Source organism: Mycobacterium sp. 852002-51961_SCH5331710, from assembly GCF_001665535.1.
In the GTDB taxonomy this organism is placed as follows: Bacteria; Actinomycetota; Actinomycetes; order Mycobacteriales; family Mycobacteriaceae; genus Mycobacterium.
In genome coordinates this window covers 30,634-54,198 of record NZ_LZSQ01000106.1, presented here as the reverse complement: position 1 = coordinate 54,198, position 23,565 = coordinate 30,634, and the positions used below count along the sequence as shown (strand labels likewise).

The 23,565-nt window shown below is 68.3% G+C and carries 22 protein-coding genes; 9 read left to right on the top strand and 13 right to left on the bottom strand.

Features of this window, described 5'->3' with window-relative positions:
• Positions 1-46: 46 nt before the first annotated feature.
• Positions 47-613, top strand: a complete 567-nt coding sequence (locus A5752_RS18185; protein ID WP_067088305.1) for a TetR/AcrR family transcriptional regulator — start codon at positions 47-49, stop codon at positions 611-613.
• A gap of 1 nt (position 614) precedes the next feature.
• Here the strand turns inward: A5752_RS18185 and A5752_RS18180 are convergent, their stop codons facing one another.
• From A5752_RS18180 to nadA, 4 genes are read right to left on the bottom strand one after another with little or no spacing between them, the layout of a single operon-like run.
• Entirely contained in the window at positions 615-1,097 is a 483-nt protein-coding gene (locus A5752_RS18180) for a hypothetical protein (RefSeq protein WP_067088303.1), read from the bottom strand.
• A 22-nt stretch (positions 1,098-1,119) separates the two neighbouring features.
• A complete protein-coding gene (nadC, locus tag A5752_RS18175; RefSeq protein ID WP_067088423.1) occupies positions 1,120-1,977 on the bottom strand; it encodes a carboxylating nicotinate-nucleotide diphosphorylase in 858 nt (285 codons plus the stop codon).
• Complete coding sequence (locus tag A5752_RS18170) at positions 1,977-3,542, bottom strand: L-aspartate oxidase (RefSeq protein ID WP_067088301.1); 1,566 nt, start codon at positions 3,540-3,542, stop codon at positions 1,977-1,979. The genes nadC and A5752_RS18170 overlap by 1 nt, the downstream gene beginning before the upstream one ends.
• Positions 3,539-4,582, bottom strand: a complete 1,044-nt coding sequence (gene nadA / locus A5752_RS18165; protein WP_067088299.1) for a quinolinate synthase NadA — start codon at positions 4,580-4,582, stop codon at positions 3,539-3,541. Before nadA ends, A5752_RS18170 begins: the two co-directional genes overlap by 4 nt.
• 47 nt (positions 4,583-4,629) lie before the next feature.
• Here nadA and A5752_RS18160 point away from each other — a divergent pair, with 47 nt between their 5' ends.
• Positions 4,630-5,343 carry an NUDIX hydrolase gene (locus tag A5752_RS18160; RefSeq protein WP_067088297.1) on the top strand — a complete coding sequence of 238 codons (714 nt, stop codon included), beginning with the start codon at positions 4,630-4,632 and terminating at the stop codon, positions 5,341-5,343.
• A gap of 42 nt (positions 5,344-5,385) precedes the next feature.
• Positions 5,386-6,723 (top strand): lipase family protein, encoded by a 1,338-nt coding sequence (locus A5752_RS18155; protein ID WP_067088295.1) that lies wholly within the window; start codon positions 5,386-5,388, stop codon positions 6,721-6,723.
• Here the strand turns inward: A5752_RS18155 and A5752_RS18150 are convergent.
• The 3 genes from A5752_RS18150 to bioB are packed head-to-tail and all read right to left on the bottom strand — an operon-like array spanning position 6,680 to position 8,540.
• A complete protein-coding gene (locus A5752_RS18150; protein WP_067088294.1) occupies positions 6,680-7,333 on the bottom strand; it encodes a DUF2567 domain-containing protein in 654 nt (217 codons plus the stop codon). The genes A5752_RS18155 and A5752_RS18150 overlap by 44 nt on opposite strands.
• Positions 7,330-7,521: a biotin synthase auxiliary protein BsaP gene (bsaP, locus tag A5752_RS18145; RefSeq protein ID WP_064395549.1), complete on the bottom strand. Its 192-nt coding sequence runs from the start codon at positions 7,519-7,521 to the stop codon at positions 7,330-7,332. The genes A5752_RS18150 and bsaP overlap by 4 nt, the downstream gene beginning before the upstream one ends.
• 23 nt (positions 7,522-7,544) lie before the next feature.
• On the bottom strand, positions 7,545-8,540 hold the full coding sequence (gene bioB, locus A5752_RS18140) for a biotin synthase BioB (RefSeq protein ID WP_067088291.1): 996 nt from the start codon (positions 8,538-8,540) through the stop codon (positions 7,545-7,547).
• A 46-nt stretch (positions 8,541-8,586) separates the two neighbouring features.
• Between bioB and A5752_RS18135 the strand changes: the two genes are divergently transcribed.
• Together A5752_RS18135 and A5752_RS18130 are read left to right on the top strand one after the other, a co-directional pair.
• The gene (locus tag A5752_RS18135) at positions 8,587-9,192 is read left to right on the top strand and encodes a TetR/AcrR family transcriptional regulator (RefSeq protein WP_067088289.1); all 606 of its coding nucleotides are present in this window, start codon (positions 8,587-8,589) and stop codon (positions 9,190-9,192) included.
• Positions 9,189-9,554 (top strand): MmcQ/YjbR family DNA-binding protein, encoded by a 366-nt coding sequence (locus A5752_RS18130; RefSeq protein ID WP_197500666.1) that lies wholly within the window; start codon positions 9,189-9,191, stop codon positions 9,552-9,554. Before A5752_RS18135 ends, A5752_RS18130 begins: the two co-directional genes overlap by 4 nt.
• On the opposite strand, the gene A5752_RS18125 is transcribed toward A5752_RS18130, so the two are convergent.
• From A5752_RS18125 to A5752_RS18110, 4 genes are read right to left on the bottom strand one after another with little or no spacing between them, the layout of a single operon-like run.
• Positions 9,547-10,068 carry a 2'-5' RNA ligase family protein gene (locus A5752_RS18125; protein ID WP_067088288.1) on the bottom strand — a complete coding sequence of 174 codons (522 nt, stop codon included), beginning with the start codon at positions 10,066-10,068 and terminating at the stop codon, positions 9,547-9,549. The genes A5752_RS18130 and A5752_RS18125 overlap by 8 nt on opposite strands.
• 2 nt (positions 10,069-10,070) lie before the next feature.
• Positions 10,071-10,736, bottom strand: a complete 666-nt coding sequence (gene bioD / locus A5752_RS18120; RefSeq protein ID WP_067088287.1) for a dethiobiotin synthase — start codon at positions 10,734-10,736, stop codon at positions 10,071-10,073.
• Positions 10,733-11,896: an 8-amino-7-oxononanoate synthase gene (locus tag A5752_RS18115; RefSeq protein WP_197500665.1), complete on the bottom strand. Its 1,164-nt coding sequence runs from the start codon at positions 11,894-11,896 to the stop codon at positions 10,733-10,735. The genes bioD and A5752_RS18115 overlap by 4 nt, the downstream gene beginning before the upstream one ends.
• Positions 11,897-11,951: 55 nt before the next feature.
• Positions 11,952-13,235 (bottom strand): adenosylmethionine--8-amino-7-oxononanoate transaminase, encoded by a 1,284-nt coding sequence (locus tag A5752_RS18110; RefSeq protein WP_067088285.1) that lies wholly within the window; start codon positions 13,233-13,235, stop codon positions 11,952-11,954.
• 32 nt (positions 13,236-13,267) lie between these two features.
• Here A5752_RS18110 and sucT point away from each other — a divergent pair, with 32 nt between their 5' ends.
• Genes sucT through treZ form a run of 4 tightly spaced genes read left to right on the top strand, consistent with a single transcriptional unit; the run spans position 13,268 to position 21,615 of the window.
• Positions 13,268-15,445 (top strand): acetyltransferase SucT, encoded by a 2,178-nt coding sequence (gene sucT / locus A5752_RS18105; RefSeq protein ID WP_067088284.1) that lies wholly within the window; start codon positions 13,268-13,270, stop codon positions 15,443-15,445.
• On the top strand, positions 15,445-17,595 hold the full coding sequence (gene glgX / locus A5752_RS18100; protein WP_067088419.1) for a glycogen debranching protein GlgX: 2,151 nt from the start codon (positions 15,445-15,447) through the stop codon (positions 17,593-17,595). Before sucT ends, glgX begins: the two co-directional genes overlap by 1 nt.
• Before the next feature lie 11 nt (positions 17,596-17,606).
• Positions 17,607-19,898 (top strand): malto-oligosyltrehalose synthase, encoded by a 2,292-nt coding sequence (gene treY / locus A5752_RS18095; RefSeq protein WP_067088282.1) that lies wholly within the window; start codon positions 17,607-17,609, stop codon positions 19,896-19,898.
• A complete protein-coding gene (gene treZ, locus A5752_RS18090) occupies positions 19,891-21,615 on the top strand; it encodes a malto-oligosyltrehalose trehalohydrolase (RefSeq protein ID WP_067088280.1) in 1,725 nt (574 codons plus the stop codon). The genes treY and treZ overlap by 8 nt, the downstream gene beginning before the upstream one ends.
• Before the next feature lie 147 nt (positions 21,616-21,762).
• Here the strand turns inward: treZ and ilvA are convergent, their stop codons facing one another.
• Complete coding sequence (ilvA, locus tag A5752_RS18085) at positions 21,763-23,043, bottom strand: threonine ammonia-lyase IlvA (protein ID WP_067088278.1); 1,281 nt, start codon at positions 23,041-23,043, stop codon at positions 21,763-21,765.
• A gap of 29 nt (positions 23,044-23,072) precedes the next feature.
• On the bottom strand, positions 23,073-23,510 hold the full coding sequence (locus A5752_RS18080) for a nitroreductase family deazaflavin-dependent oxidoreductase (RefSeq protein WP_067088276.1): 438 nt from the start codon (positions 23,508-23,510) through the stop codon (positions 23,073-23,075).
• Positions 23,511-23,565: the final 55 nt, after the last annotated feature.

Genomic DNA, 23,565 nt, shown 5'->3' with positions numbered 1-23,565 from the left:
TGATCGCTCAACTATTCTTGAGCGATCTTTCTAGTAAAGTCAAGGGATGCCTCGTCCGGACCGCAGCCGCACCGCACTGATCGACACCGCGGCACAACTGTTCCGCAGGCAGGGCTACGCCGCCACCGGGGTCAACCAGATCCTCGAGACGGCCGACGTCAAGGCGGGCTCGCTCTACCACCACTTCCCCGAGGGCAAGCAGCAGTTGGCGGCCGCGGTTGTCCAGCGCGTCGGCGCCGATATCGAGCAGCGGCTTCGCGCACTGCTCGCCACACAATCGCCGGTGCCCGACCTGATCGACGGCTGGATCGACCTGATGGCCTCGGGGCTCACCGCCGATCCGCGCGACGGCTGCCCCATCGAACCGATCGCCACCGAATCGGTCGACGCCAGCGCGCTGGTCCGGCAAGCGTCGCGAGCCGCATTCACCGGTTGGCGGGACGCCGTCGCCGACCGGTTGCGTGCCGACGGCTGGACACAGGGCGAGGCCGAGCAGACCGCGCTGGCCTTGATCGCGCTCGTCGAGGGCGCGCTGCTGCTCTCCCGGATCGCCGGCGACACGACAGCGCTCGAGGCCTCGAAGGTCGCCGCAAGGACTCTGCTGGGTCGCTGAGCTACTTGCAGAGCTCGGTGATGCTCTTGTTCTCGGCGTCGGCGTCGGCGAGCCGCTTCGCCTGTGCCGGATCGTCGTTGGGCACCCCCGCCGTGGCGTTGGCGCCGATGTCCATCAGGTGGTCGGCGAATTGGCGGACCTTCTCGGTGAGCACCACCGGCGTAGCCGGATCGAGCCGGTCGAGCAGGTACTGACCGCCGTCGTACAACGAGATCCGCGCGTTGGCGGCCACCGCCTGCGCGCCGGTGACGTCCTGGGCGCCGCCTTCGGGCTGCATATTCGTGTTGAGCGTGACGCCTTTTCGGACGACGTCGGCCGCGCTGCAGATCTTGGCTTTCGCGTCGGCAACCTGGGTTGAGTCGTATTCGGGCTCGGATTCGCTCGTCTTGTACAACGTCCACCCCGCGAGTGCGAGCGCGGCGACGGCTATGACCAGGCTGATGCCGACCAACAACGTGAGCCGGCGCGACGCATCCTCATCCACGCGCTCGATGCTATCGGCCGATCTAGACATCGAGTCCGATATCGAGCACCCGCACCGAGTGCGTCAGCGCCCCGACCGCCAGATAGTCGACGCCGGTGCCCGCATACTCCGCGGCACTCTCCAGCGAGAGCCCGCCGGACGACTCCAGTTTCGTTGCAGGCGAGCGAGAGTCGCGGCGCTGCACGGCGATCTGTGTCTGCCACACCGGGAAGTTGTCGAGCAGCACGAGTTCGACATTCTCGGCCAACACCTCGTCGAGCTGCTCGAGCGAGTCGACCTCGACTTCGCATTCGAGTTCGGGCGCGGCCGCGCGCACGGCCCGCAGCGCCGCCACCACCGACCCGGCGGCCGCGACATGGTTGTCCTTGATCAGCGCCGCGTCGCCGAGGCCCATCCGGTGGTTGACGCCGCCACCGACGCGCACGGCGTACTTCTGCAGTGCACGCAAGCCCGGCAACGTCTTTCGCGTGTCGCGGATCTTGGCCCCCGTTCCGGAGACCGCATCGACCCATGCCGCCGTCGCGGTGGCGATCCCCGACAGGTGGCAGACCAGGTTCAGCGTGGTGCGTTCGGCGGTGAGCAGTCCTTGGGTCGGAGCCTCCACGGTGAGCACGACACCGCCCGATTCGAGCCGGGCACCGTCCTCGACGCGGTGCCTGACCAGGTAATTGTCGGTGCCGATTACCTCGTCAAAGGCCAGCAGCGCGATGTCCACACCCGCGATCACACCGGGCGCGCGGACCACCATCGACGCCGTCGTCCGGCCATCCGCGGGCACCGTTGCCAGCGTGGTGACGTCCGGGCCGTAACGCAGGTCCTCTTCGAGGGCGCGGGCGATCACCCTGCGAGCCTCGGTGAGCTCGTCGGCGCTCAGCTCCATCAGCAGCACACCCCCGCCGGGAGCTGGGAGCGTGCCTGTGCCGGGTCGGTGTCCGGGTAATCGCGGCGATGGTGGCACCCTCGAGACTCGGTACGGGTCAACGCTGCCGCAGCGACGGCCGCCGCGGCGGTGGTCAGCGCCGCGTCCTCGAAATCGGCGCGCGACGCGATGATCCGTGTCGGCGCGGTATCGAGTTCCTTGGCCAGGACGCACAAACCGTCGGCATCGCGGACCACGCCGGCGTTCTTCGTCATCGCCCGCTGCAGGTCGGCCCGCGGCAGCGCCCGCCGTACGACGGGCTCGGGCGGCCGCGCCGTCACGGGCCCGCTGACCAAAGCGTGTGCGGCGGCGACGTTTCCGGCCCGGCTTCCGATCACAAGGCCCTCGAGCAGGCTGTTCGACGCCAATCGGTTGGCGCCGTGCATGCCCGTGCGTGCAACCTCGCCCGCGGCGAACAGCCCCTCGAGTTCGGTGCGTCCGTAGACATCGGTGACCACGCCGCCACAGCTGTAATGGGCGCCGGGCAGCACGGGGATAGCCTCGAGCGTCGGGTCGATGCCGGCCGCACGACACGCCGCGGTCACCGTCGGAAATCGCTTCTCGAAATTGTCGATTCGCCGGGCGTCGAGGAACACGCACGGCGCTCCCGTCTGCTCCATGCGGGCGTTGATCGCACCGGCCACGACATCGCGCGGTGCCAGGTCACCCATCGGGTGCACACCTTCGGTGACGGACCGGCCCTCGGAGTCAACGAGTTTCGCCCCCTCGCCGCGGACGGCCTCGGTGATCAGCGGACGCCTGCCCGCAGTGTGCCCATCGAAGAGCATGGTGGGGTGAAACTGGACGAACTCGATGTCGCTGATCGGGACTCCGGCCCAACTGGCCAGCGCGACACCGTCACCCGTCGATCCTTCGGGGTTCGTCGTCGCCGAGTAGAGATGGCCCAATCCGCCGGTCGCGAGGATCACCGACGGCGCGTGCACCACCCCCGGACCGTCGTCGTTGAGCACCAGCACGCCGGTGACCGCACCCGCATCCTGCAAGATCTCGACCGCGACGTGGTTGTGGCGGATGTCGAGTGTGGCGGCCGCGCCGTTGAGGGCTCGCTGCACCTCCGCGCCCGTCGCATCACCGCCGGCATGGATGATCCGGCGCCACGAATGGCCACCCTCGCGGGTCAGCGACCACGATCCCCGTGTCGACTCGTCGAACCGCGCGCCGTGGTCGACCAGTTCCGCCACGGCGCGGTATCCGTCGGTCACGATCGAGCGCACGGCGTCGGGGTCGCAGAGTCCCGCGCCCGCGGTGAGCGTGTCGGCGATGTGCGACTCGATCGAGTCGCCGTCCTCACGCAGCGCGTCGGGCAGCACGACCGCGATACCACCCTGGGCGTAGAACGTCGCGGTGTCACCGGTCTTGCTGAGCACCATGACTTTTCGGCCAAGGCGGTGTGCGGCCAGCGCCGCCACCAGCCCGGCCACGCCGGTGCCGATGACGACGACGTCAGCGCGCTGCTGCCAGTGACCGGCCCACCTGCCGGCACCGCAGGCCGCCGGGCGGGTCATTCTCCGCCGCCGGGCTGGCCGATTTCGATCATGCGTTGCACGCTGGCCCGCGCCAACCGGGCGGTTTCGGGATCCACGTGCACCTCGTCCTTGCCCTCCACCAGACAGCGCAGCAGCGCGGCGGGGGTGATCATCTTCATGAACCTGCAGGAGGCGCGGTCGTTGACCGCCATGAAGTCGACTCCCGGTGCGGCGCGGCGCAACTGGTGCAGCATCCCGACCTCGGTCGCGACCAGCACCTGGCGGGCGCCGGTCTCGCGCGCGGCATCGAGCATCCCGCCGGTGGACAGGATCTTGACCCGCTCCTCCGGGAATGCGCCCTCCCCCGCGAGGTACAAAGCTGATGTCGCGCAACCACATTCGGGGTGCACGAACAGTTCGGCATCGGGGTGTGTGCGGGCCTGATCGGCGAGCTCGTCGCCGTTGATCCCGGCGTGCACGTGGCATTCACCCGCCCACACGTGCAGGTTTTCGCGACCGGTCACACGCCGGACGTGTGCGCCCAGAAACTGATCCGGGCAGAACAGCACCTCACGGTCCTCGGGAATCGATGCCACCACCTCGACCGCGTTCGACGACGTGCAGCAGATGTCGGTCTCGGCCTTCACCGCTGCGGTGGTGTTGACGTAGGACACCACGACCGCGCCGGGATGTTCGGCCTTCCACGCGCGCAGTTCGTCGGCGTTGATGGAGTCGGCGAGCGAACAACCCGCCCGCTGGTCCGGGATGAGCACCGTCTTGTCCGGCGACAGAATCTTGGCGGTCTCGGCCATGAAGTGCACGCCGCAGAACACGATGGTGTTCTCACTGACATCGGCGGCGATCCGCGACAGCGCCAAGGAATCACCGACGTGATCGGCGACGTCCTGGATCGCGGGCAGCTGATAGTTGTGCGCCAGCAGCGTCGCGCCCCGTAGATCGGCAAGGCGACGAACCTCGGCGGCCCATTCCTGGTCGCCCTCGACCCCGGAGAAGCCGGTGGGGCCGTCGACGATGCGGCTCGAGAGGTCGTCTGCGGGCATACGGTCCAAAACCGTCATGGCCGCCTCCTTCGTCCAAATCGGGTTTTCGACTTACAATCGAAAACATGGCACATATTAGCACCGCGCACGAGGTGCTCGCCGCCGTGTTCCAGGTTCGGGAGGTCCGAGAAGACACCGAGAAGCCAACCGACCGGAAACCAGCACTTCACGTGCTGTTGTGGCAGCGCGCACTCGATCCGCAGCGCGGCAGATGGTCGCTTCCCGGCGGGCGACTCGGCGACGACGAGGACATGACCAGCTCCGTCCGCCGCCAACTCGCCGAGAAGGTCGACCTGCGTGAGCTTGCCCACCTCGAGCAACTCGCCGTTTTCTCCGACCCACACCGGGTCCCCGGCGACCGGACCATCGCGTCGACGTTCCTCGGGCTGGTGCCCTCCCCTGCGACGCCGGAACTGCCCCCGGACACCCGGTGGCATCCGGTGAGCGAGCTACCGCCGATGGCGTTCGACCACGGCACGATGGTGGAACACGCCCGCACCCGCCTGGTCGCCAAACTGTCCTATACGAACATTGGATTTGCCTTGGCGCCAACCGAATTCGCGCTGTCTGCGCTGCGGGACATCTACAGCGCCGCACTCGGTCACCACGTCGACGCCACCAATCTGCAACGTGTGCTCGAACGTCGCAACGTCATCACCCGCACGGGCACCACGGCGCGGTCGGGCCGCAGCGGCGGCAGGCCGGCGGCGTTGTATCGCTTCACCGAAGCGCGTTACCGGGTGACCGACGAATTCGCCGCCCTGCGCCCGCCCGGGTGAGTCGACTGGATTCTTAAGGCTTCCTTAAGTAACAATGGCGAAATGTCTCTGGGCAACGCCGCGCCAGCCTCAGGTGCCGAGTGGATCGGGCACGTACCCCACGAAGACCTGTCGCGCGGCGCCCGTCCGCTGCTTCCGGCCGACGATCCGTTCTACGAACCGCCGAGCGGTTTCCAGCACGCCGAACCCGGCACCGTGCTGCGCAGTCGGGACGTTGAACTGGCCTTTTTCGGTCTGATCCCGCAGAAATTCACCGCAACGCAGCTGCTGTACCGCACCACCGACATGAACGGTGAACCGGAGGCCACCGTGACCACGGTGATCGTGCCGGCCGAACGGGCGAACCGCAGCGTCGTGCCCGTGATCTCCTACCAGTGCGCGATCGACGCCGTGTCCTCGCGCTGCTTCCCGTCGTACGCGCTGCGCCGCAAGGCGGTGGCCACCGGCGCCCTGGCCCAGCTGGAGTTCCTGCTGATCGCCGCGGCCCTCGCCGAGGGGTGGGCGGTCTCGGTGCCCGACCACGAGGGCGCCCACGGCATCTGGGGCACGCCGTACGAGCCCGGATACCGCATCCTCGACGGCCTGCGCGCCGCGGTGAACAGCGAGCGCCTCGGGCTGAGCGAATCGGCCCCCATCGGCCTCTGGGGCTACTCGGGCGGCGGGCTGGCGTCGGCGTGGGCGGCCGAGGTGCACGGCCAGTACGCGCCTGAGCTCAACATTGTCGGCGCGGTGCTCGGCTCCCCCGTCGGGGACCTCGGCCACGCCTACCGGCGGCTGAACGGCAGCCTGTACTCCGGGCTGCCGGCGATGGTGGTCGCGGCGCTGAGCCACGTCTATCCGGACCTCGACCGGGTCATCCAGGAACACGCCACCGAAACCGGCAAGGCGATGTTGTTGCGTATCCAGGACATGACCACCGCGCAGGCCGTGTTGCGGTTCGCGGGCATGGACATGGGCAAGCTGGTCGACCGGCCGCTCAACGAGATCCTGGACCTGCCCGAGGTCAAGCACGTCTTCGACAGCATCAAACTGGGCACCGCGGTGCCGACGCCGCCGGTGCTGATCGTGCAGGCCGTGCACGACCGGATCGTCGCGGTCGACGACATCGACGAGCTCACGGAGATCTACCGCAGCGGCGGCGCCTCGGTGACCTATCACCGGGACCTGTTCAGCGAGCACATGTTGCTGCACCCGATGTCGGCGCCGATGGCGCTCCGCTGGCTGATCGACCGGTTCGATGGCAAGCCGCTCTCGGAGCACCTGGTGCGCACGACCTGGCCGACGCTGCTGAACCCGATGACCTACGTCGGCATGACGCGGCTGGTCCGTATCGCGGTCAAGGTGATGACGGGCCGGCGGGTGGAGCGCTCTCCGCTGTAACCGCCGGGGCGGCCGGCGGAACGAATGCCGGCACCTCGACCGGCGGCCATGCGCCGAGATCGTCGCGCGCGGTCGACACGGCGGCCAGCGAGTACACGAGCGCCGCGACGGCTGCCGGAAACAGGACCGTCAGCACCGCCTGTATCGGCGAGTGCCCGAAGAACACCGGCGGCGCCTCGGTGACGTAGTGCACGCGATGTTCGGGCGTCACCGGCGCGGCGGCGACGTCGATGGTCCCGTACCGCAGATGCACGAGCAGCGCTCCCACACCGGCGGCCACGCCCGCCGCCAGCATGCATCCGGTCACCAGCGCGGCCGTCATCGCCGGGCCGCGGTGCACCCGCCACTGCCATACCGCCGTCGCCGCGACGACCGCCACCACGCAGAGCATGCCGACGAGCAGGAACGCCGCGACGAAGAAGTGGTCACCCTCGTTGCCCAGATGGGCGCGGACACGGTCGCCGTCACGCGCCAGCGCGACCACGCCGTGGATCGGCGGCGCCAGCCACGCCCACAGTGCGCCGGTCAGTGCGCCGACCGCCGCCAGCGACACCACCACCGTCAGCGTCGCGCGGATACGCGAGATCTTCGGCGCGGCAGTGTCATTCATCGCTGTTCCAGATCTTTCGAATCGGTCAGCCCGTGTCGCGAGCATTTCGCCGACCAGCCGTCGGGGCGCACCTGGACGATCATCCGCCGGCCGCACTCGGCGCAGAATCGGGGCGGCTCCAGACCGAGCTGGGCCGCGGTCGGCACCGCGGTGCCGTCGGGCTCACCCGTGTAGACGTTGAACGCCATACCCGTACGTTCTACCGGCCGCCTCAGAGGCTGGCATTGAGCGCCTTGATCGGCATCTGCAGATCCTCGAGCAGTTCGAGGTCCGACTCGGCCGGCCGGCCCAGCGTGGTCAGGTAGTTGCCGACGATGACGGCGTTGATGCCGCCGAGGATGCCCTTCTTGGCGCCCAGGTCGCCGAGGGTGATCTCGCGGCCACCCGCGAAACGCAGCATCGTGCGCGGCAGCGCCAGCCGGAAGGCCGCGACCGCGCGGAGCGCATCGGCGGCGGGCAGCACCTCGAGGTCCCCGAACGGGGTGCCCGGTCGGGGGTTGAGGAAGTTCAGCGGCACCTCGTGCGGATCGAGCTCGGCCAGGTTGGCGGCGAACTCCGCACGCTGCTCGAGGGATTCGCCCATACCGAGGATTCCGCCGCAGCACACCTCCATGCCCGCCTCGCGGACCATCTGCAGGGTGTCCCAGCGCTCCTCCCACGAGTGCGTGGTGACGACGTTGGTGAAGAACGACCGCGCGGTCTCCAGATTGTGGTTGTAGCGGTGCACGCCCATCTCGGACAGCTGGTCGACCTGGTCCTTGGTCAACATGCCCAGCGAGCACGCGATCTGGATGTCGACCTCGTTGCGGATCGCCTCGATGCCGGCGGCGACCTGCGCCAGGAGCCGCTCGTCGGGTCCGCGGACGGCGGCGACGATGCAGAACTCCGTCGCACCGGTTTTCGCGGTCTGCTTGGCCGCCTCTACCAGGCTCGGGACATCGAGCCACGCGCTGCGTACGGGCGACGCGAAAAGCCCTGACTGCGAACAGAAGTGGCAATCCTCGGGGCAGCCGCCGGTCTTGAGGCTGATGATGCCCTCGACCTCGACGTCGGGACCGCACCAGGCCATCCGCACCTCGTGCGCCAACGCGAGCAGGTCGTCGAGGCGATCATCCGGCAGCTGCAGGACCTGCAGCGTCTGGTCCTGGTTCAGGCCTTCGCCGCGCTCGAGCACCTGTTCACGGGCCACTGCCAGAATGTCGCTCACGGATCACCTCTCGTCACTTGAACGGTGTTCAGGTTAGGGTACGGCCGTGCAGCTTCACAAACGCGACGTGGTGCAGGCGGCGACCACGCTGCTGGACACGTACGGCCTGGCCGACCTGACCATGCGGCGGCTGGCGCGCGAGCTCGAGGTCTCCCCCGGCGCGCTGTACTGGCACTTCACCAGTAAGCAGCAGCTGCTGGGCGCGGTGGCCGACCGGATCCTCGAGCCCGTCGGGGACGCCGCAGGAAGCTGGCGCGAGCGGGTTTCGGCCCTCTGCGCGGCCCTGCGCGACGCCCTGTTGTCGCACACCGACGGCGCCGAGCTGGTGTCGGCCAGCTTCGCCGCCGGGCAGTCGTCGGCAATGAAGCGCATCCTCGAGCGGCTCACCGCGGCGGCGGTTGATGCCGGTGTGCCCGCGGCCCACGCCGAACTGGCCGCCCGCACGGTCGTGTACTACGTGCTCGGTTTCACCGTTGACGAGCAGTCACGCCTGCAGTGGGATGCGGCTGGCGCCGAACTCCCCGTCGACCAGTCGGTGCTGACCGAGGACGCGTCCGCGCGGTTCCGTTTCGGGGTCGGCCTGCTGCTGAACGGCGTCGGCGTAGCCGAACGTGAGCTTGTGTTCGAAGAATCGCCGATTTCTCGCGCATGAGCTCACGCTCGACGAGGATCGGCTACGTGATCACCGTCGACGACGTCCGGCGCATCACCGCGACGCTGCCGCGTTCATACGAGGCGATCGTCCGGGACCGGATCAGGTTCCGCGTCGGGCAGATCGTCTACGTCGCGTTCTCGCGTGACGAGACCGTGATGGGCGTCGCATTCCCCAAGGAGGAGCGGGCGGCGATGGTCGCCGCCGAACCCGACAAGTTCGCCCTGCCGCGCGAGTCGGAGATGCGGTTCAACTGGATGCTGGTCAAGCTCGACGCGATCGAGTACGAGGAACTGCGCGAGCTGGTGATCGACGGCTGGCGGATGTGCGTGCCGAAAAGCGTCAGCGCAACGGTCAACTGATCGGATATTCGATCCGGTTGTCGCCGTCCCAGTGACGCAGCCCGGTCAGCGTGCCCCGCACGTCGCGGCCGACCGATTTGACCGTCAGCGCGGCGGGCAGCTTGTCGGGAGCGACGCGGCGCGCCAGCGTCACGTGTGGCGTCCACTGCCCCGGATCGGCGTGCCCCAATACGCCTTTCGGCATGTGCGGCAGGCACAGTTCGTGCACCTGGCGATGCAAACCCAGCAGTCCGTCGGACGGCACCACCAGGCGAACCAGCGTGAACACCTTGCCGCCGAACAGCATCGGCGCCCCGACCGTGCAGGGCATCGGCAACCGCGCCAGCACCGGGCGCAGCGCGGTGTTGACCGCCTCGTCGATGTCCTCCGCGACGGTCACGGTGATGTGCGGGCGGTTGCTCGGCGACGTATTGCTCGCCTGACTACGGATCCCTGCCCGCGTCAGGTCGTCCCAGACGCGGCGGAGCTTCGCGTCCGTGTCCGGGTCGAACGTCAACTCGACCGAATGCACCATGTTCAGACCAGGCTCGTGAACCAGTCGGGATCGAACGCCGCCGCGCTCATCGCCTCGAACTCCTGGGCGGTCAACGCGCCGGCACCCGCGGGCAGGATCGCCCGGACTGGGGCAAGCTCGGCGAGGGCTGAACGGTTGCCCTGTTCGGCGATGTCAGGGTCGGGCGGCCACGCGCCGATCACCAACCCGGCACACGAAACACTTTCACGGGCAAGGGCTTCCAGCGTCAGCGCGGTGTGGTTGAGCGTACCGAGACCCGCAGCGACGACCACCAGCACCGGAGCGCCGAGGTCCACCGCGAGGTCACGCAGCGTCACTCCGGCGCCGATCTCGACGAGCAACCCGCCCGCCCCCTCGACGAGGGTCAGCGGCGCGTCGACGGCCCGCACCGACTCGACGAGCTCCGCGCGCATGGGCAGCGCCATGCCCGCACGGCCGGCGGCAGCGGCCGGCGCCAACGGCTCGGGATACCGCCACCCGCCGTGCAGCCGGGCGACGCCGGAAAGCCGCCCGACGTCGGCGAGGTCGTCGTCGCGGGGGCTGCCGGTCTGCACGGGTTTGCACACCGCGACGTCGATGCCGGACAGGCGGGCGTGGCATGCCAGCGCGGCGGTGGCGACGGTCTTGCCGACGCCGGTGTCGGTGCCCGTGATGAGGAGGGTGGTCACCGGCGCACGGTGGCCAGCACGTCGGCGAGAACCTCGCTCGCCGAACGCATCTCGTCGTCGGTCAGCGATGCGCGTGCGGTGAGCCGCAGCCTCGACGTGCCGGCGGGCACGGTCGGTGGCCGAAAACACCCCACCCGCACACCGCGATCCAGGCACGCCACCGCGGCGCCGAACGCCACGTCGGGGTCACCGAGTATCACCGACACCACGGCCGACTCCGGTCGCTCCGGCACCGAACAGATCGATGCGAGCGCCGCGGCGCGGTCGATGACGGCCTGCGCGCGCCACGGCTCGGCGTTCAGGATGTCGAGCGCCGCCCAGGCCGCACCCACCGCGGCCGGCGCGAGCCCGGTGTCGAAGATGAACGGTCGCGCGGCGTCGATCAGGTGGTCACGTACGGCCGTCGGACCCAGCACGATGCCGCCCTGGCTGCCGAGCGCCTTGGACAGCGTCGTCGTCATCACGATGTCGGGCGCACCGGCCAGGCCGACCTCGTGCAGCAACCCGCGTCCGCCCGCGCCGCGCACCCCGAGACCGTGGGCCTCGTCGACGAGCAGCAGCGCGCCGTGGCGGCGGCACACGTCGTGCAGTGCGCGCAGCGGGGCGAGGTCGCCGTCGGCGGAGAACACGGAGTCGGTCAGCACGACCGCGCGTTCCTCGTCGCGCGCCGCGAGCGCGACCTCCACCGCGGCGACGTCGCGGTGGGGCGTGACGACGACCCGCGCCCGCGACAGGCGGCACGCGTCGACCAGCGAGGCGTGGGTCAGGGCGTCGGAGATCAGCAGCGATCCGGCACCCGACAGCGCGACGACCGCGCCGAGGTTGGCCGTGTAGCCCGACGAGAACACCAGCGCCGACTCCGCACCCACGAAGTCGGCCAGCGCCCGCTCGAAGCCCTCGTGCAGCTCGGTATTGCCCGTGACGAGGCGCGATCCGGTGGAACCCGCACCCCAGGTCCGCAACGCGGCGACGCCGCCATCCATGACCGCGGGATGCTGCGACAGGCCCAGGTAGTCGTTGGATGCGAGGTCGAGTTCGGTACCGATCGGCGGTCTGGCCCTCAACGAACGCCGCAGACCCGCGGCACGCCGCTGTCTTTCGACATCGTCGAGCCACGCCAGCGGGGAGAGACCTGCGCGCGTCACCGTGCTCCTCAGCATCGGACTTGAACAGCGTTCAGGTTAGGCCACCCGCGCGCGGGCGCACAAACGCGTGTCAGCCCAGCGCGCGGGCGACCGCGACCATCCCCGAGGTGATCCGGTCGATCTCCTCGGCGGTACAGATATAGGGCGGCATCGCGTAGACCAGGTTGCGGAACGGGCGCAGCCAGAGCCCGTTCTCCAGCGCGGCGGGCGTGGCGACCTTCAGGTCGACGGGTCGGTCCATCTCGATCACGCCGATCGCGCCGAGCACCCGCACGTCGGCCACGCCGGGCAGCCCCGACGCCGCGGCCAGCCCCGAACGCAGTCCCGCTTCGATCTCGCGCACCCGCGACCGCCAGTCCTGACCGAGCAGCACCTCGACCGCGGCCACTGCGACCCGGCACGCCAGCGCGTTCGCCATGAACGTGGGTCCGTGCATCAGCGCGCCCGGCTCGTTCGAACTGATCGTGTGCGCGATACCTTTCGTGCACAGCGTCGCCGCGAGCGTGATGTAGCCCCCGGTCAGCGCCTTGCCGACGCACATGATGTCGGGACTCACGCCGGCGTGGTCGGCCGCGAAGAGTTCGCCGGTGCGGCCGAAGCCGGTCGCGATCTCGTCGAAGATCAGCAGCACCTCGTGCCGGGAACAGATCTCGCGCAGCGCGGCGAGGTAGCGCGGGTCGTGGAACCGCATGCCGCCGGCGCCCTGCACGACGGGCTCGACGATCACCGCGGCCAACTCGGCGGCGTGTTCGGCCAGTTGTTTCTCGAACGCCTCGACATATCCCGCGTCGTAGGCCTGCGGCACCGGCGGCGCGAACTCCTGCGCCATCAGCACGTCCGTCCACAGCGAGTGCATGCCGCCGTCCGGGTCGCACACGCTCATCGGGGTGAAAGTGTCGCCGTGGTATCCCCCGCGCCACGTCATCAGGCGGTGTTTGGCGCCGCGGCCGAGGCTGCGCCAGTACTGCAGCGCCATCTTCACGGCCACCTCGACCGACACCGAGCCCGAGTCGCTGAAGAAGACGGTGTCCAGGCCGTCGGGGGTGATCTCGACGAGTAACTGCGCGAGCCGGGCGGCCGGTTCGTGCGTGAGCCCGCCGAACATGACGTGGTTCATAGTGGCGAGCTGCTCGGTGATCGCGGCGTCGAGGACTGGGTGAGCGTGGCCGTGGATCGCGGTCCACCAGGACGCCATCGCGTCGAGAACCTGCAGCTCACGCCCGTTGTAGTGGAGGGTGAGCCAAGCCCCGCGAGCCCCCACCGCGACGACGGGGGCCAGCGCTTCCGCGCCGATCGTGCTGTAGGGATGCCAGACGTGGGCGGCGTCGACCGCACCGATCTCGGCAGGCGTCATGGCTGGCACCTTCGGTAGATTATCCGTCGACCATGATGACCCTCGCCCCTCCCCGGTCGGCGCCCATCACCGTTTCGGGACGACCGTCGCGCGCCGCGAAAGCCTCGAGCGCTACCCGTGACTCCGCGGCCTACCGGCTCGATCTCGACGGACTGCGGGGCATCGCGATCGCGCTCGTGGCCGTCTTCCACGTGTGGTTCGGCCGGGTCTCGGGCGGTGTCGACGTGTTCCTCGCGCTGTCCGGCTTCTTCTTCGGCGGACGGCTGCTGCGCGCGGCGATGACGCCGGGTGCGTCGTTGCGGCCGGGCCCAGAGGTGACGCGGCTGATCCGGCGGCTGCTGCCGGCGCTGATCGTCGTGCTCGCCGCGTCGGCAGTGCTGACCGTCGCGATCCAGCCGCAGACGCGCTGGGAGACGTTCGCCGACCAGAGTTTGGCCAGCCTCGGTTACTTCCAGAACTGGGAGCTGGCCAACTCCGCCTCGAACTACCTGCGCGCGGGTGAGGCGGTCAGCCCGCTGCAGCACATCTGGTCGATGTCGGTGCAGGGCCAGTTCTACATCGCGTTCCTGGCCCTGATCTTGTTGTCGGCCTCGCTGTTTCGGCGCATCTTCAAACGGCACATGCGTGCGGCGTTCGTCGTGCTGCTCACCGTGCTGACCATCGCCTCATTTGTCTACGCGATCTATGCCCACAACACCGATCAGGCCACCGCCTATTACAACAGCTTCGCCCGGGCGTGGGAACTACTGCTCGGCGCGCTCGTCGGCGCGGTCGTCACTCATCTGCGCATGCCGATGTGGTTGCGCACGATCGCGGCGGTCGTGGCGCTGGCGGCGATCCTGGCGTGCGGCGCGGTGATCGACGGGGTCAAGGAGTTCCCCGGCCCGTGGGCGCTGGTCCCGGTCGCCGCCACCATGCTGTTCATCCTCTCCGCGGCGAACCGGGTGGCCGACCCGCACACCGCGGGCCGGATGCCGCTGCCCAACCGCCTGCTGGCGACGGCGCCGTTCGTATCGCTCGGCGCGATGGCTTACTCGCTGTACCTGTGGCACTGGCCGCTGCTGATCTTCTGGCTGGCCTACAGCGGGCACCGACGCGCCTCGGTGATCGAGGGTGCGGTGGTGCTGCTGGTTTCCGGGGTGCTGGCGTGGCTGACCACCAAGTACGTCGAGAACCCGCTCCGGTATCGCACCGCCCCCTCCTCGCGCGCGGTCGCCCCGAAGAAGTCGCGGCGGCGCAGGCCGCCGGTGGTGTTGGGCTCGGTGGTCGTGCTTCTGGGGGTTGCGCTGACCGTCACGTCGTTCACCTGGCGTGAGCATGTGCTCGTTCAGCGTACGAACGGCGCGGAGCTGGTCGCGCTGTCGACGCACGACTATCCCGGCGCCGCGGCGTTGATGAGCAAGATCAGGGTGCCCAAGCTGCCGATGCGCCCGACCGTGCTCGAGGCCAAGAACGATCTGCCCGAGACCACCGAGGACGGCTGCATCAGCGACTTCGACAACGTCGACGTGATCAACTGCACCTACGGCGACAAGAACGCCAAGCGCACGATCGCGCTGGCCGGCGGCTCGCACGCCGAACACTGGATCACCGCGCTGGACCTGCTCGGCAAGCGGCACCACTTCAAGATCGTGACCTATCTGAAGATGGGCTGCCCCCTGACGACCGAACAAGTGCCGCTGGTGATGGGCGACAACCGCCCGTACCCGAAGTGCCACGAGTGGAACGAGCGGGCGATGGACAAGCTCATCGCCGATCGCCCCGACTACGTCTTCACCACCTCCACGCGGCCCTGGAACATCAGGCCGGGCGATGTGATGCCCGGGACCTACATCGGCATCTGGCAGGAACTGTCCGACAACAACATCCCGATACTGGCCATGCGTGACACGCCGTGGCTGGTGCGCAACGGGGAGCCCTTCTTCGCCGCCGACTGCCTCGCCGACGGCGGCGACGCTATCTCCTGTGGAACTCGCCGATCCGACGTACTCTCGGAACACAACCCGACACTCGACTTCGTCAAGCGGTTTCCAATGCTCAAACCGCTCGACATGAGTGATGCGGTGTGCCGCAAGGATATTTGCCGAGCCGTGGAGGGGAACGTCTTGCTCTACCACGACGCGCATCACATCTCGAAGACCTATATGCGCACCATGGCACCGGAACTCGGCCGCCAGATCGCCGCCGCCACCGGTTGGTGGGTTGGGTGATGCCCGGCGGTGAACCGGCGGCGGTGCCCACCGTCTGGCCGGGGGCGGCCTATCCCCTGGGCGCCACGTACGACGGCGCGGGGACGAACTTCTCGGTCTTCTCCGAGGTGGCCGATCGGGTCGAACTTTGCCTCATCGGCAAGGACGGCTGTGAGGAGCGGGTCAACCTCGACGAGGTGGACGGCTACGTCTGGCACTGCTATCTGCCGACGGTCACGCCGGGTCAGCGCTACGGCTTTCGCGTGCACGGCCCGTGGGACCCGTCGGCCGGGCACCGATGCGATTCGAGCAAGCTGCTGCTCGACCCGTACGGCAAGTCGTTCCACGGCGACTTCACGTTCTCGCAGGCGCTGTTCTCCTACGACCTGAACGCCGACGACCTCGCATCGGGTGGAACGCCGCCCCGCGTCGACTCCCTCGGTCACACGATGACCAGCGTCGTGATCAACCCGTATTTCGACTGGGCATCCGACCGCGCACCCCGCACCCCGTACCACGAGACGGTGATCTACGAGGCGCACGTCAAGGGCATGACGCAGCGGCACCCCGGTATCCCCGAGGAACTCCGCGGCACCTACGCCGGGCTGTGCCACCCGGTCATCATCGACCACCTCAAGTCGCTGAACGTGACGGCGATCGAGTTGATGCCGGTCCACCAGTTCCTGCACGACCATCGGCTGGTCGACCTCGGTCTGCGAAACTACTGGGGCTACAACACTTTCGGTTTCTTCGCACCGCACTACGAGTACGCGGCCAACAAACACGCCGGCGGCGCGGTTGCCGAGTTCAAGGGCATGGTGCGGTCCTTCCACGAGGCGGGGATCGAGGTCATCCTCGACGTGGTCTACAACCACACCGCCGAGGGCAACCACCTCGGCCCGACGCTGAACTTCCGGGGCATCGACAACGCCGCCTACTACCGCCTGCTGGACGGCGACCTACGGCTGTACAAGGACTTCACCGGTACCGGCAACAGCCTCAACGCCCGCCATCCGCACACGCTGCAGCTGATCATGGACTCGCTGCGCTACTGGGTGCTGGAGATGCACGTCGACGGATTCCGCTTCGACCTGGCCGCCACCCTGGCTCGCGAGTTCTACGACGTCGATCGACTGAGCGCGTTTTTCGACCTGGTGCAACAGGATCCGGTGGTGAGCCAGGTCAAGCTGATCGCCGAGCCGTGGGACGTCGGCGAAGGCGGCTATCAGGTCGGCAATTTTCCAGGTTTGTGGACCGAGTGGAACGGGAAGTATCGCGACACTGTGCGTGATTACTGGCGGGGAGAGCCCGCAACCCTCGGCGAGTTCGCATCGCGGCTGACCGGTTCGTCCGACCTCTACGAGGCGACCGGCCGGCGACCTGGCGCGAGCATCAACTTCGTCACCTGCCACGACGGCTTCACGTTGAACGACCTGGTGTCCTACAACGAGAAGCACAACGAGGCCAATGGCGAGGACAACCGCGACGGCGAAAGCCACAACCGGTCCTGGAACTGCGGCGTGGAGGGTCCGACCGACGACCCGGAGATCCTGGCGCTGCGCGGTAAGCAGATGCGCAACATCATGGGCACGCTGATGCTCTCGCAGGGCACGCCGATGATCTCGCACGGCGACGAGATCGGCCGCACCCAGAGCGGCAACAACAACGTCTACTGCCAGGACTCCGAGATCTCCTGGATGGACTGGTCATTGTGCGAGAAGAACGCCGACCTGCTCGCCTTCACACGCAAGGTCACCCGGCTGCGCAAGGAGCATCCGGTATTCCGCCGGCGGCGGTTCTTCGAGGGCAAGCCGATCCGCAGCGGCGAACAGGTCCGCGACATCGCGTGGCTGACGCCCGCCGGTGAGGAGATGACGCTCGAGGACTGGGGCGCCGGGCTCGGTAAATGCGTCGCGGTGTTCCTCAACGGCGATGCTATCTCTGCGCCGAACGAACGCGGAGAGCGAGTCGTCGACGACTCTTTCCTGTTGTGCTTCAACGCACATGACCATTCCCAGGACTTCGTCACCCCGACGGGCAGCTACGCCAAAGAGTGGACCGCGGCGCTGGACACCGCCGACGCCACCGGGTCCACCGAGTTGGTGGCCAAGGCCGGCGAGAAGATCTCGCTGCCTGCGCGCTCCCTTCTGGTGATGCGTAAGACGGCGTGATGGCGCCTGCAATGCCGGTCTCTTCGACCTACCGTCTCCAAATGCGCGGTGACGCCTTCACTTTCGCCGATGCCGAGAAACTTCTCGACTACTTCTCGACCCTCGGCGTGTCCCACCTGTACCTGTCGCCGATCCTCACCGCCGCCGAAGGCTCCACACACGGCTACGACGTCACCGACCCGACCACGGTGTCGGCCGAACTCGGCGGACCCGAGGGATTCGCTCGGCTGTCGCGCGCGGCGCGCGAGAAGGGCATCGGGCTGGTCGTCGACATCGTGCCCAACCACGTCGGCGTCGAGAAGCCACAGCAGAACGCATGGTGGTGGGACGTGCTCAAGCACGGGCGCTCATCGCAATACGCATCGTTCTTTGACATCGACTGGGATCTCGACGGCGGGCGCGTCGTGCTGCCGGTGCTCGGATCCGACGACGACGCAAACGATCTCGAGGTCGACACCAGCGGTGACGAACCCGTGCTGCGCCTCGGCGACCTCGTCTACCCGGTCGCTCCCGGCACCGAAAGCGGCACGGGCCCACAGGTGCACGACCGCCAGCACTATCACCTGATCGGCTGGAAGAACGGGATCTGCGGCTACCGGCGGTTCTTCTCGATCACCTCGCTGGCCGGGCTGCGCCAGGAGGACCGCGCCGTCTTCGACGCCACCCACGCCGAGGTCAAGCGCTGGTTCGACGAGGGCCTGGTCGACGGCATCCGCATCGACCACCCGGACGGCCTGTCCGATCCGGCGGGCTACCTGACCTGGCTGCGCGAACTGACCGGACCGGACGCGTGGATCGTCATCGAGAAGATTCTGGCCGCCGACGAGCCGCTGGAACCGACGTTGTCCGTCGCGGGCACCACCGGATACGACGCGATGCGCGAGATCGGCGGGGTGTTTATCGATCCGTCGGGCGCAGACGCACTGACCAACCTGTTCGACTCCACCGGGCTGGCCTACGGCGAGATGTCCGAGCTCGCCCGCACGCTCAAGGCGAACGCGGTGACCGAGACCCTGGGCAGCGAACTGGCCCGCTTGCGTCGCACCATCGTCGGCGCCACCGGTGCCGACGACGACGAGCTGTCGGCGGCGATCGCCGCTCTGCTCAGCCGCATCGACGTGTACCGCTCCGACTACCGCTCCCTGTCGGGCATCCTGCCGAGCGCACTCGCCGAGACAGCCTCCGCGGACCCGCATTTGGCGGCACCCCTGGCGCTGATCGCGAGGGCGCTGGCGGTCAATGAGGAGACCGAAGTCCGGTTGCAGCAGCTGTGCGGGGCGGCGACCGCGAAGTCGATGGAGGACTGCCTGTTCTATCGCGACGCCCGGTTGGTCTCGCTCAACGAGGTGGGTTCCGAACCGCATCACTTCGGGGTGAGCGTCGCCGAGTTCCACCAGCGGGCCGCGGTGCGCGCGCGGATGTGGCCGAGCGCGATGGTCGGCTTGACCACTCACGACACCAAGCGCGGCGAGGACGTGCGGGCGCGTATCGGGTTGCTGTCTCAGGTGCCGTCGTTGTGGGCGGAGCTGATCGGCAAGTGGACGTTGAGCACCCCTCCGCCGGATGCCCGCACGGGATTGTTCCTGTGGCAGAACGTGTTCGGAGTCTGGCCCGTCGACGGTGTGATCACCGACGAGCTGCGCCAGCGCGTGCACGCCTATGCCGACAAGGCGATCCGAGAGGCCGCCGAGCACACCACCTGGAACGATCCGGACACCGAATTCGAGGCCGCCGTGCACACCTGGCTGGATGCCGTGTTCGACGGTCCCGTGGCCACCGAGATGACCTCGTTGGTGGAGCGCCTCGACCTGCATGCCCGCAGCGACGCCCTGGGGCAGAAACTGCTGGCGCTCACCGTGCCCGGCGTCCCCGACATCTATCAGGGCACCGAGCTGTGGGAGGACAGCCTGGTCGATCCGGACAATCGCAGGCCGGTGGACTATCAGGCCCGTCGCGACGCGTTGGACGCGATGCGCCATCCGAAGCTGCGGGTGGTGAGCTCCGCGCTGGCGGTGCGGCGGGACCGGCCCACGACGTTCTCGGCGGGCGGCTACACACCGCTGCTGGCAGACGGACCGGCGGCACAACACCTAGTGGCGTTCGTGCGCGGTGAGGACGTGCTGACCGCCGTCACGCGGCATTCGGTGCGGCTGTCCGAAACCGGTTGGGGCGACACCTCACTGGAATTGCCGCCCGGTACGTGGTCCGACCGCATCGGCGGACGCCGACACAGCGGACGGGTGCTGGCCGCCGAGCTGTTCACCGAACTACCGGTCGTGCTGTTGGAGCGGGTCGATGGCTGAATTCCGCGTGTGGGCACCCCGACCGCAGCGGGTCCGCCTCGACGTCGACGGTGAACTGCACGAGATGAGCCGGGCCGGCGACGGTTGGTGGAGCGCCCATGTCGAAGCCGCACCCGACGCCCGCTACGGCTTTGTGCTCGACGACGACCCGAAGGTGCTCCCCGATCCCCGCTCCCCCCGCCAGCCCGACGGCGTGCACGAGAGATCGCAACTGTGGCAACCCGATCCGTCGGATTGGACGGATGGGGACTGGTCCGGCCGCTCGATCGAAGGTGCGGTGATCTACGAGCTGCACGTCGGCACCTTCACCCCTGAAGGCACCTTCGACGCCGTGATCGACAAGCTGGACTACCTCGTCGACCTCGGGATCGACTTCGTCGAACTGATGCCCGTCAACGCGTTCGGCGGTACCCACGGGTGGGGCTACGACGGTGTGCTCTGGTACGCGGTGCACGAACCGTACGGCGGACCCGACGCGCTGGTGCGCCTGATCAATGCCTGCCATGAACGCGGGCTCGGGGTGTTGATCGACGCCGTCTTCAATCACCTCGGTCCGTCGGGTAACTACCTGCCCATGTTCGGTCCGTACCTGTCCACCGGCAGCAACCCGTGGGGCGAGTCGATCAACATCGCCGACGCCGACGCCGACGAGGTCCGGCGATACATCATCGACTGTGCGCTGCGCTGGATGCGCGACTTCCACGCCGACGGCCTGCGCCTGGACGCGGTGCATGCGCTCGTCGACACCACGGCGATCCACATCCTCGAGGAGCTGTCGGCCGAAACCGATGCGCTCGCAGCGGAGTTGGGACGGCCGCTGTCGCTGATCGCCGAGAGCGACCTCAACGATCCGCGGCTGATCACCCCCCGCGACGGCGGCGGACTCGGGATGACCGCGCAGTGGGACGACGACATCCACCACGCGATCCACTCCGCGGTGTCCGGCGAACAGCAGGGCTACTACAACGACTTCGGAACGCTGGAGGTGCTGGCCACCACGCTGAAGAACGGCTACTACCACGCGGGTACGTATTCGTCGTTCCGACACCGCAGGCACGGGCGCCCGCTGGACACCGCCACGATTCCGGCCACCCGGCTACTGGCGTACACGCTGACCCACGACCAGGTGGGCAACCGGGCCGTCGGCGACCGTCCGTCGCAGAACCTGAGCTTCGGTCAACTCGCGGTCAAGGCCGCCCTGGCGCTCGGAAGTCCCTACACGGCAATGCTTTTCATGGGCGAGGAATGGGGCTCGTCGTCGCCGTTTCAGTTCTTCAGCTCGCACCCGGAGCCCGAACTGGCCCGCGCCACCGCGGAAGGCCGCAAGCGGGAGTTCGCCGAGCACGGCTGGGACGCCGACGCGATTCCCGATCCGCAAGATCCCGAGACGTTCCAGCGGTCGAAGCTGAAATGGGACGAGATCGACGACGGCGACCACGGCCGGCTACGGCGGGTGTACCGCGAGCTGATCGCGTTGCGGCACAACGAGCCCGACCTCGCCGACCCGTGGCTGGACAATCTCGAGGTCGACTACGACGAGGACCGGCGCTGGATCGTGATGCGCCGCGGGTCGCTGTCCATCGCCTGCAACCTCGGCGCCGACGCGGTCGAGGTCCCGGTCACCGGCGAGGTGGTGCTGGCGTGGGGCAAGCCCGAGGCCGGTCCGGAAAAGACCCGCCTCGACGGGCAGTCGTTCGCCGTCCTCCGCCGAAACTGAAGATCCGCACGGAATTCGGGCGAAAAGTCCGACACAACCTCAGTTTCGCGAAGCGATCTCCAGCAGGACTTCCGCGAGAGCACCAGGACGAAAGTCGTCACGCGAAAATGGTAGGAGGGACCGACCCGCCGCGGGCCGAAACGACCCTCAGAGCAGGTAGCGGTAGGCCGGTGAACCCGGCTCGAGCGCCTCGACATGGACGTCGGAGTCGCGCATCCGCTCGAGCAGGCCCTCGAAGTCGGTCGCCGAGCCCAGTTCGATTCCGACCAGTGCTTCGCCGGTTTCGCGGTTGTTGCGCTTGATGTACTCGAACAGGGTGATGTCGTCGTTTGGGCCGAGGACCTGATCGAGGAAGCGGCGCAGCGCGCCCGGCTCCTGCGGGAAGTCAACGAGAAAGTAGTGCTTGATGCCGAGGTGAACCAGCGAACGCTCCAGCACCTCGCCATATCGCGACACGTCGTTGTTGCCGCCCGAGATCACGCACACCACAGTCGATCCCGGTTCGATGTCGGTCTCCAGCAACGCCGCCACCGACAGCGCTCCCGCCGGCTCGGCGATGATGCCCTCGTTCTGGTAGAGGTCGAGCATCGCGGTGCACACGGCGCCCTCGTCCACGGTCGTCATCGACACCATGTCCCCCGCGGCGGCCAGCACCTCGTAGGGCAGTGTTCCTGCACGGTTCACCGCCGCGCCGTCGACGAACTGGTCGACGTCATCGATCGTCACGGGCTCACCCGCGGCCAGCGCCGCGATCATCGACGGCGCGCCCGCCGGTTCGACCCCCAGCACGGACGTTCCGCTCGTGCGTTCTGCCAGATAGGTCGTGATGCCGGCGACACAGCCACCGCCGCCGACCGGGACGATGACGAGGTTCGGTTCCCCGCCGAGTTGGTCGAGGACCTCGACGGCGATCGTGCCCTGCCCGGCCATCGTGCGCAGATCGTCGTAGGGCGGCACCAACGTCGCACCCGTGCGCGCGGTGTCCGCCAACGCGGCGGCCGCGGCGTCGTCGTAAGTTCGGCCGCCGACGATCAGCTCGATGAACTCGCGGCCGTGGTACCGGATGCGATCGCGCTTCTGCTTCGGCGTCTTGCCCGGCACGTACACGCGGCCGCGGACACCCATCGACCGGCATGCCATCGCGAAGCCCTGCGCGTGGTTTCCCGCCGACGAACACACCACGCCCGCGGCCAGCTCGTCGGCCGACAACTGCATCAGCAGGTTGTGTGCGCCCCGAAGCTTGTAGGACCGCACGGGTTGCAGATCCTCGCGCTTGAGGTACACCGTCGCGCCGGTCGCGTCCGACAGCCGCTCGCTGAGCTGGAGCGGGCTGCGCACCACGACCTCCGCAATTCGCTGAGCGGCCTCGTCGATATCGGCCGCGCGAAGCGGCGACGTCCTCGGGCTCTGGCTCAGTTCAGCGGACACTTGTCAATGGTGCCACCAACCAGCGGTTTTCAAGAAATCGGGGTCAGCACGAAAACCGGGATCTGGCGGTCGGTCTTCTTCTGGTACTCGGCGTAGTCCGGCCAGGCCGCGACGGCACGCTCCCACCACAGCGCCTTCTCCTCGCCGGTGACCTCGCGCGCCTCATACTCCCTGGTCACCGGGCCGTCCTGCAGTTCCACCCGCGGGTGGGCCTTGACGTTGTGGTACCACACCGGGTGCTTCGGCGCGCCGCCCAACGACGCCACGATCGCGTACTGACCGTCGTGCTCTACCCGCATCAGCGGGGTCTTACGGATCTTGCCCGTCTTGGCGCCGACCGTCGTCAGCAGGATGAGGGGCTTGCCCTTCAGGTCCACGCCCTCGGTGGTGCCGGATTCGGTGATCTGGTCGGCGTGTTCTCTCACCCAGTCCCACGGGCTGGGTGCATACTCTCCGGAAAGTGCCATCTCACCAGCTTAGACGCGCTAGACATCCGGTGACCTTATTTGGTGTTTCGGCTGG

Excerpts from the sequence above, each read along its gene's own strand:
- A5752_RS18150 (WP_067088294.1), bottom strand. The coding sequence starts at position 7,333 with ATGAATGACACTGCCGCGCCGAAGATCTCGCGTATCCGCGCGACGCTG.
- treZ (WP_067088280.1), top strand. The coding sequence starts at position 19,891 with ATGGCTGAATTCCGCGTGTGGGCACCCCGACCGCAGCGGGTCCGCCTC.
- sucT (WP_067088284.1), top strand. The coding sequence starts at position 13,268 with ATGATGACCCTCGCCCCTCCCCGGTCGGCGCCCATCACCGTTTCGGGA.
- A5752_RS18160 (WP_067088297.1), top strand. The coding sequence starts at position 4,630 with ATGGCACATATTAGCACCGCGCACGAGGTGCTCGCCGCCGTGTTCCAG.
- nadA (WP_067088299.1), bottom strand. The coding sequence starts at position 4,582 with ATGACGGTTTTGGACCGTATGCCCGCAGACGACCTCTCGAGCCGCATC.
- treY (WP_067088282.1), top strand. The coding sequence starts at position 17,607 with ATGCCGGTCTCTTCGACCTACCGTCTCCAAATGCGCGGTGACGCCTTC.
- nadC (WP_067088423.1), bottom strand. The coding sequence starts at position 1,977 with ATGGAGCTGAGCGCCGACGAGCTCACCGAGGCTCGCAGGGTGATCGCC.
- A5752_RS18155 (WP_067088295.1), top strand. The coding sequence starts at position 5,386 with ATGTCTCTGGGCAACGCCGCGCCAGCCTCAGGTGCCGAGTGGATCGGG.
- A5752_RS18115 (WP_197500665.1), bottom strand. The coding sequence starts at position 11,896 with ATGCTGAGGAGCACGGTGACGCGCGCAGGTCTCTCCCCGCTGGCGTGG.
- A5752_RS18130 (WP_197500666.1), top strand. The coding sequence starts at position 9,189 with ATGAGCTCACGCTCGACGAGGATCGGCTACGTGATCACCGTCGACGAC.
- A5752_RS18110 (WP_067088285.1), bottom strand. The coding sequence starts at position 13,235 with ATGACGCCTGCCGAGATCGGTGCGGTCGACGCCGCCCACGTCTGGCAT.
- A5752_RS18080 (WP_067088276.1), bottom strand. The coding sequence starts at position 23,510 with ATGGCACTTTCCGGAGAGTATGCACCCAGCCCGTGGGACTGGGTGAGA.
- bsaP (WP_064395549.1), bottom strand. The coding sequence starts at position 7,521 with ATGGCGTTCAACGTCTACACGGGTGAGCCCGACGGCACCGCGGTGCCG.
- A5752_RS18125 (WP_067088288.1), bottom strand. The coding sequence starts at position 10,068 with ATGGTGCATTCGGTCGAGTTGACGTTCGACCCGGACACGGACGCGAAG.
- glgX (WP_067088419.1), top strand. The coding sequence starts at position 15,445 with ATGCCCGGCGGTGAACCGGCGGCGGTGCCCACCGTCTGGCCGGGGGCG.
- A5752_RS18170 (WP_067088301.1), bottom strand. The coding sequence starts at position 3,542 with ATGACCCGCCCGGCGGCCTGCGGTGCCGGCAGGTGGGCCGGTCACTGG.
- A5752_RS18185 (WP_067088305.1), top strand. The coding sequence starts at position 47 with ATGCCTCGTCCGGACCGCAGCCGCACCGCACTGATCGACACCGCGGCA.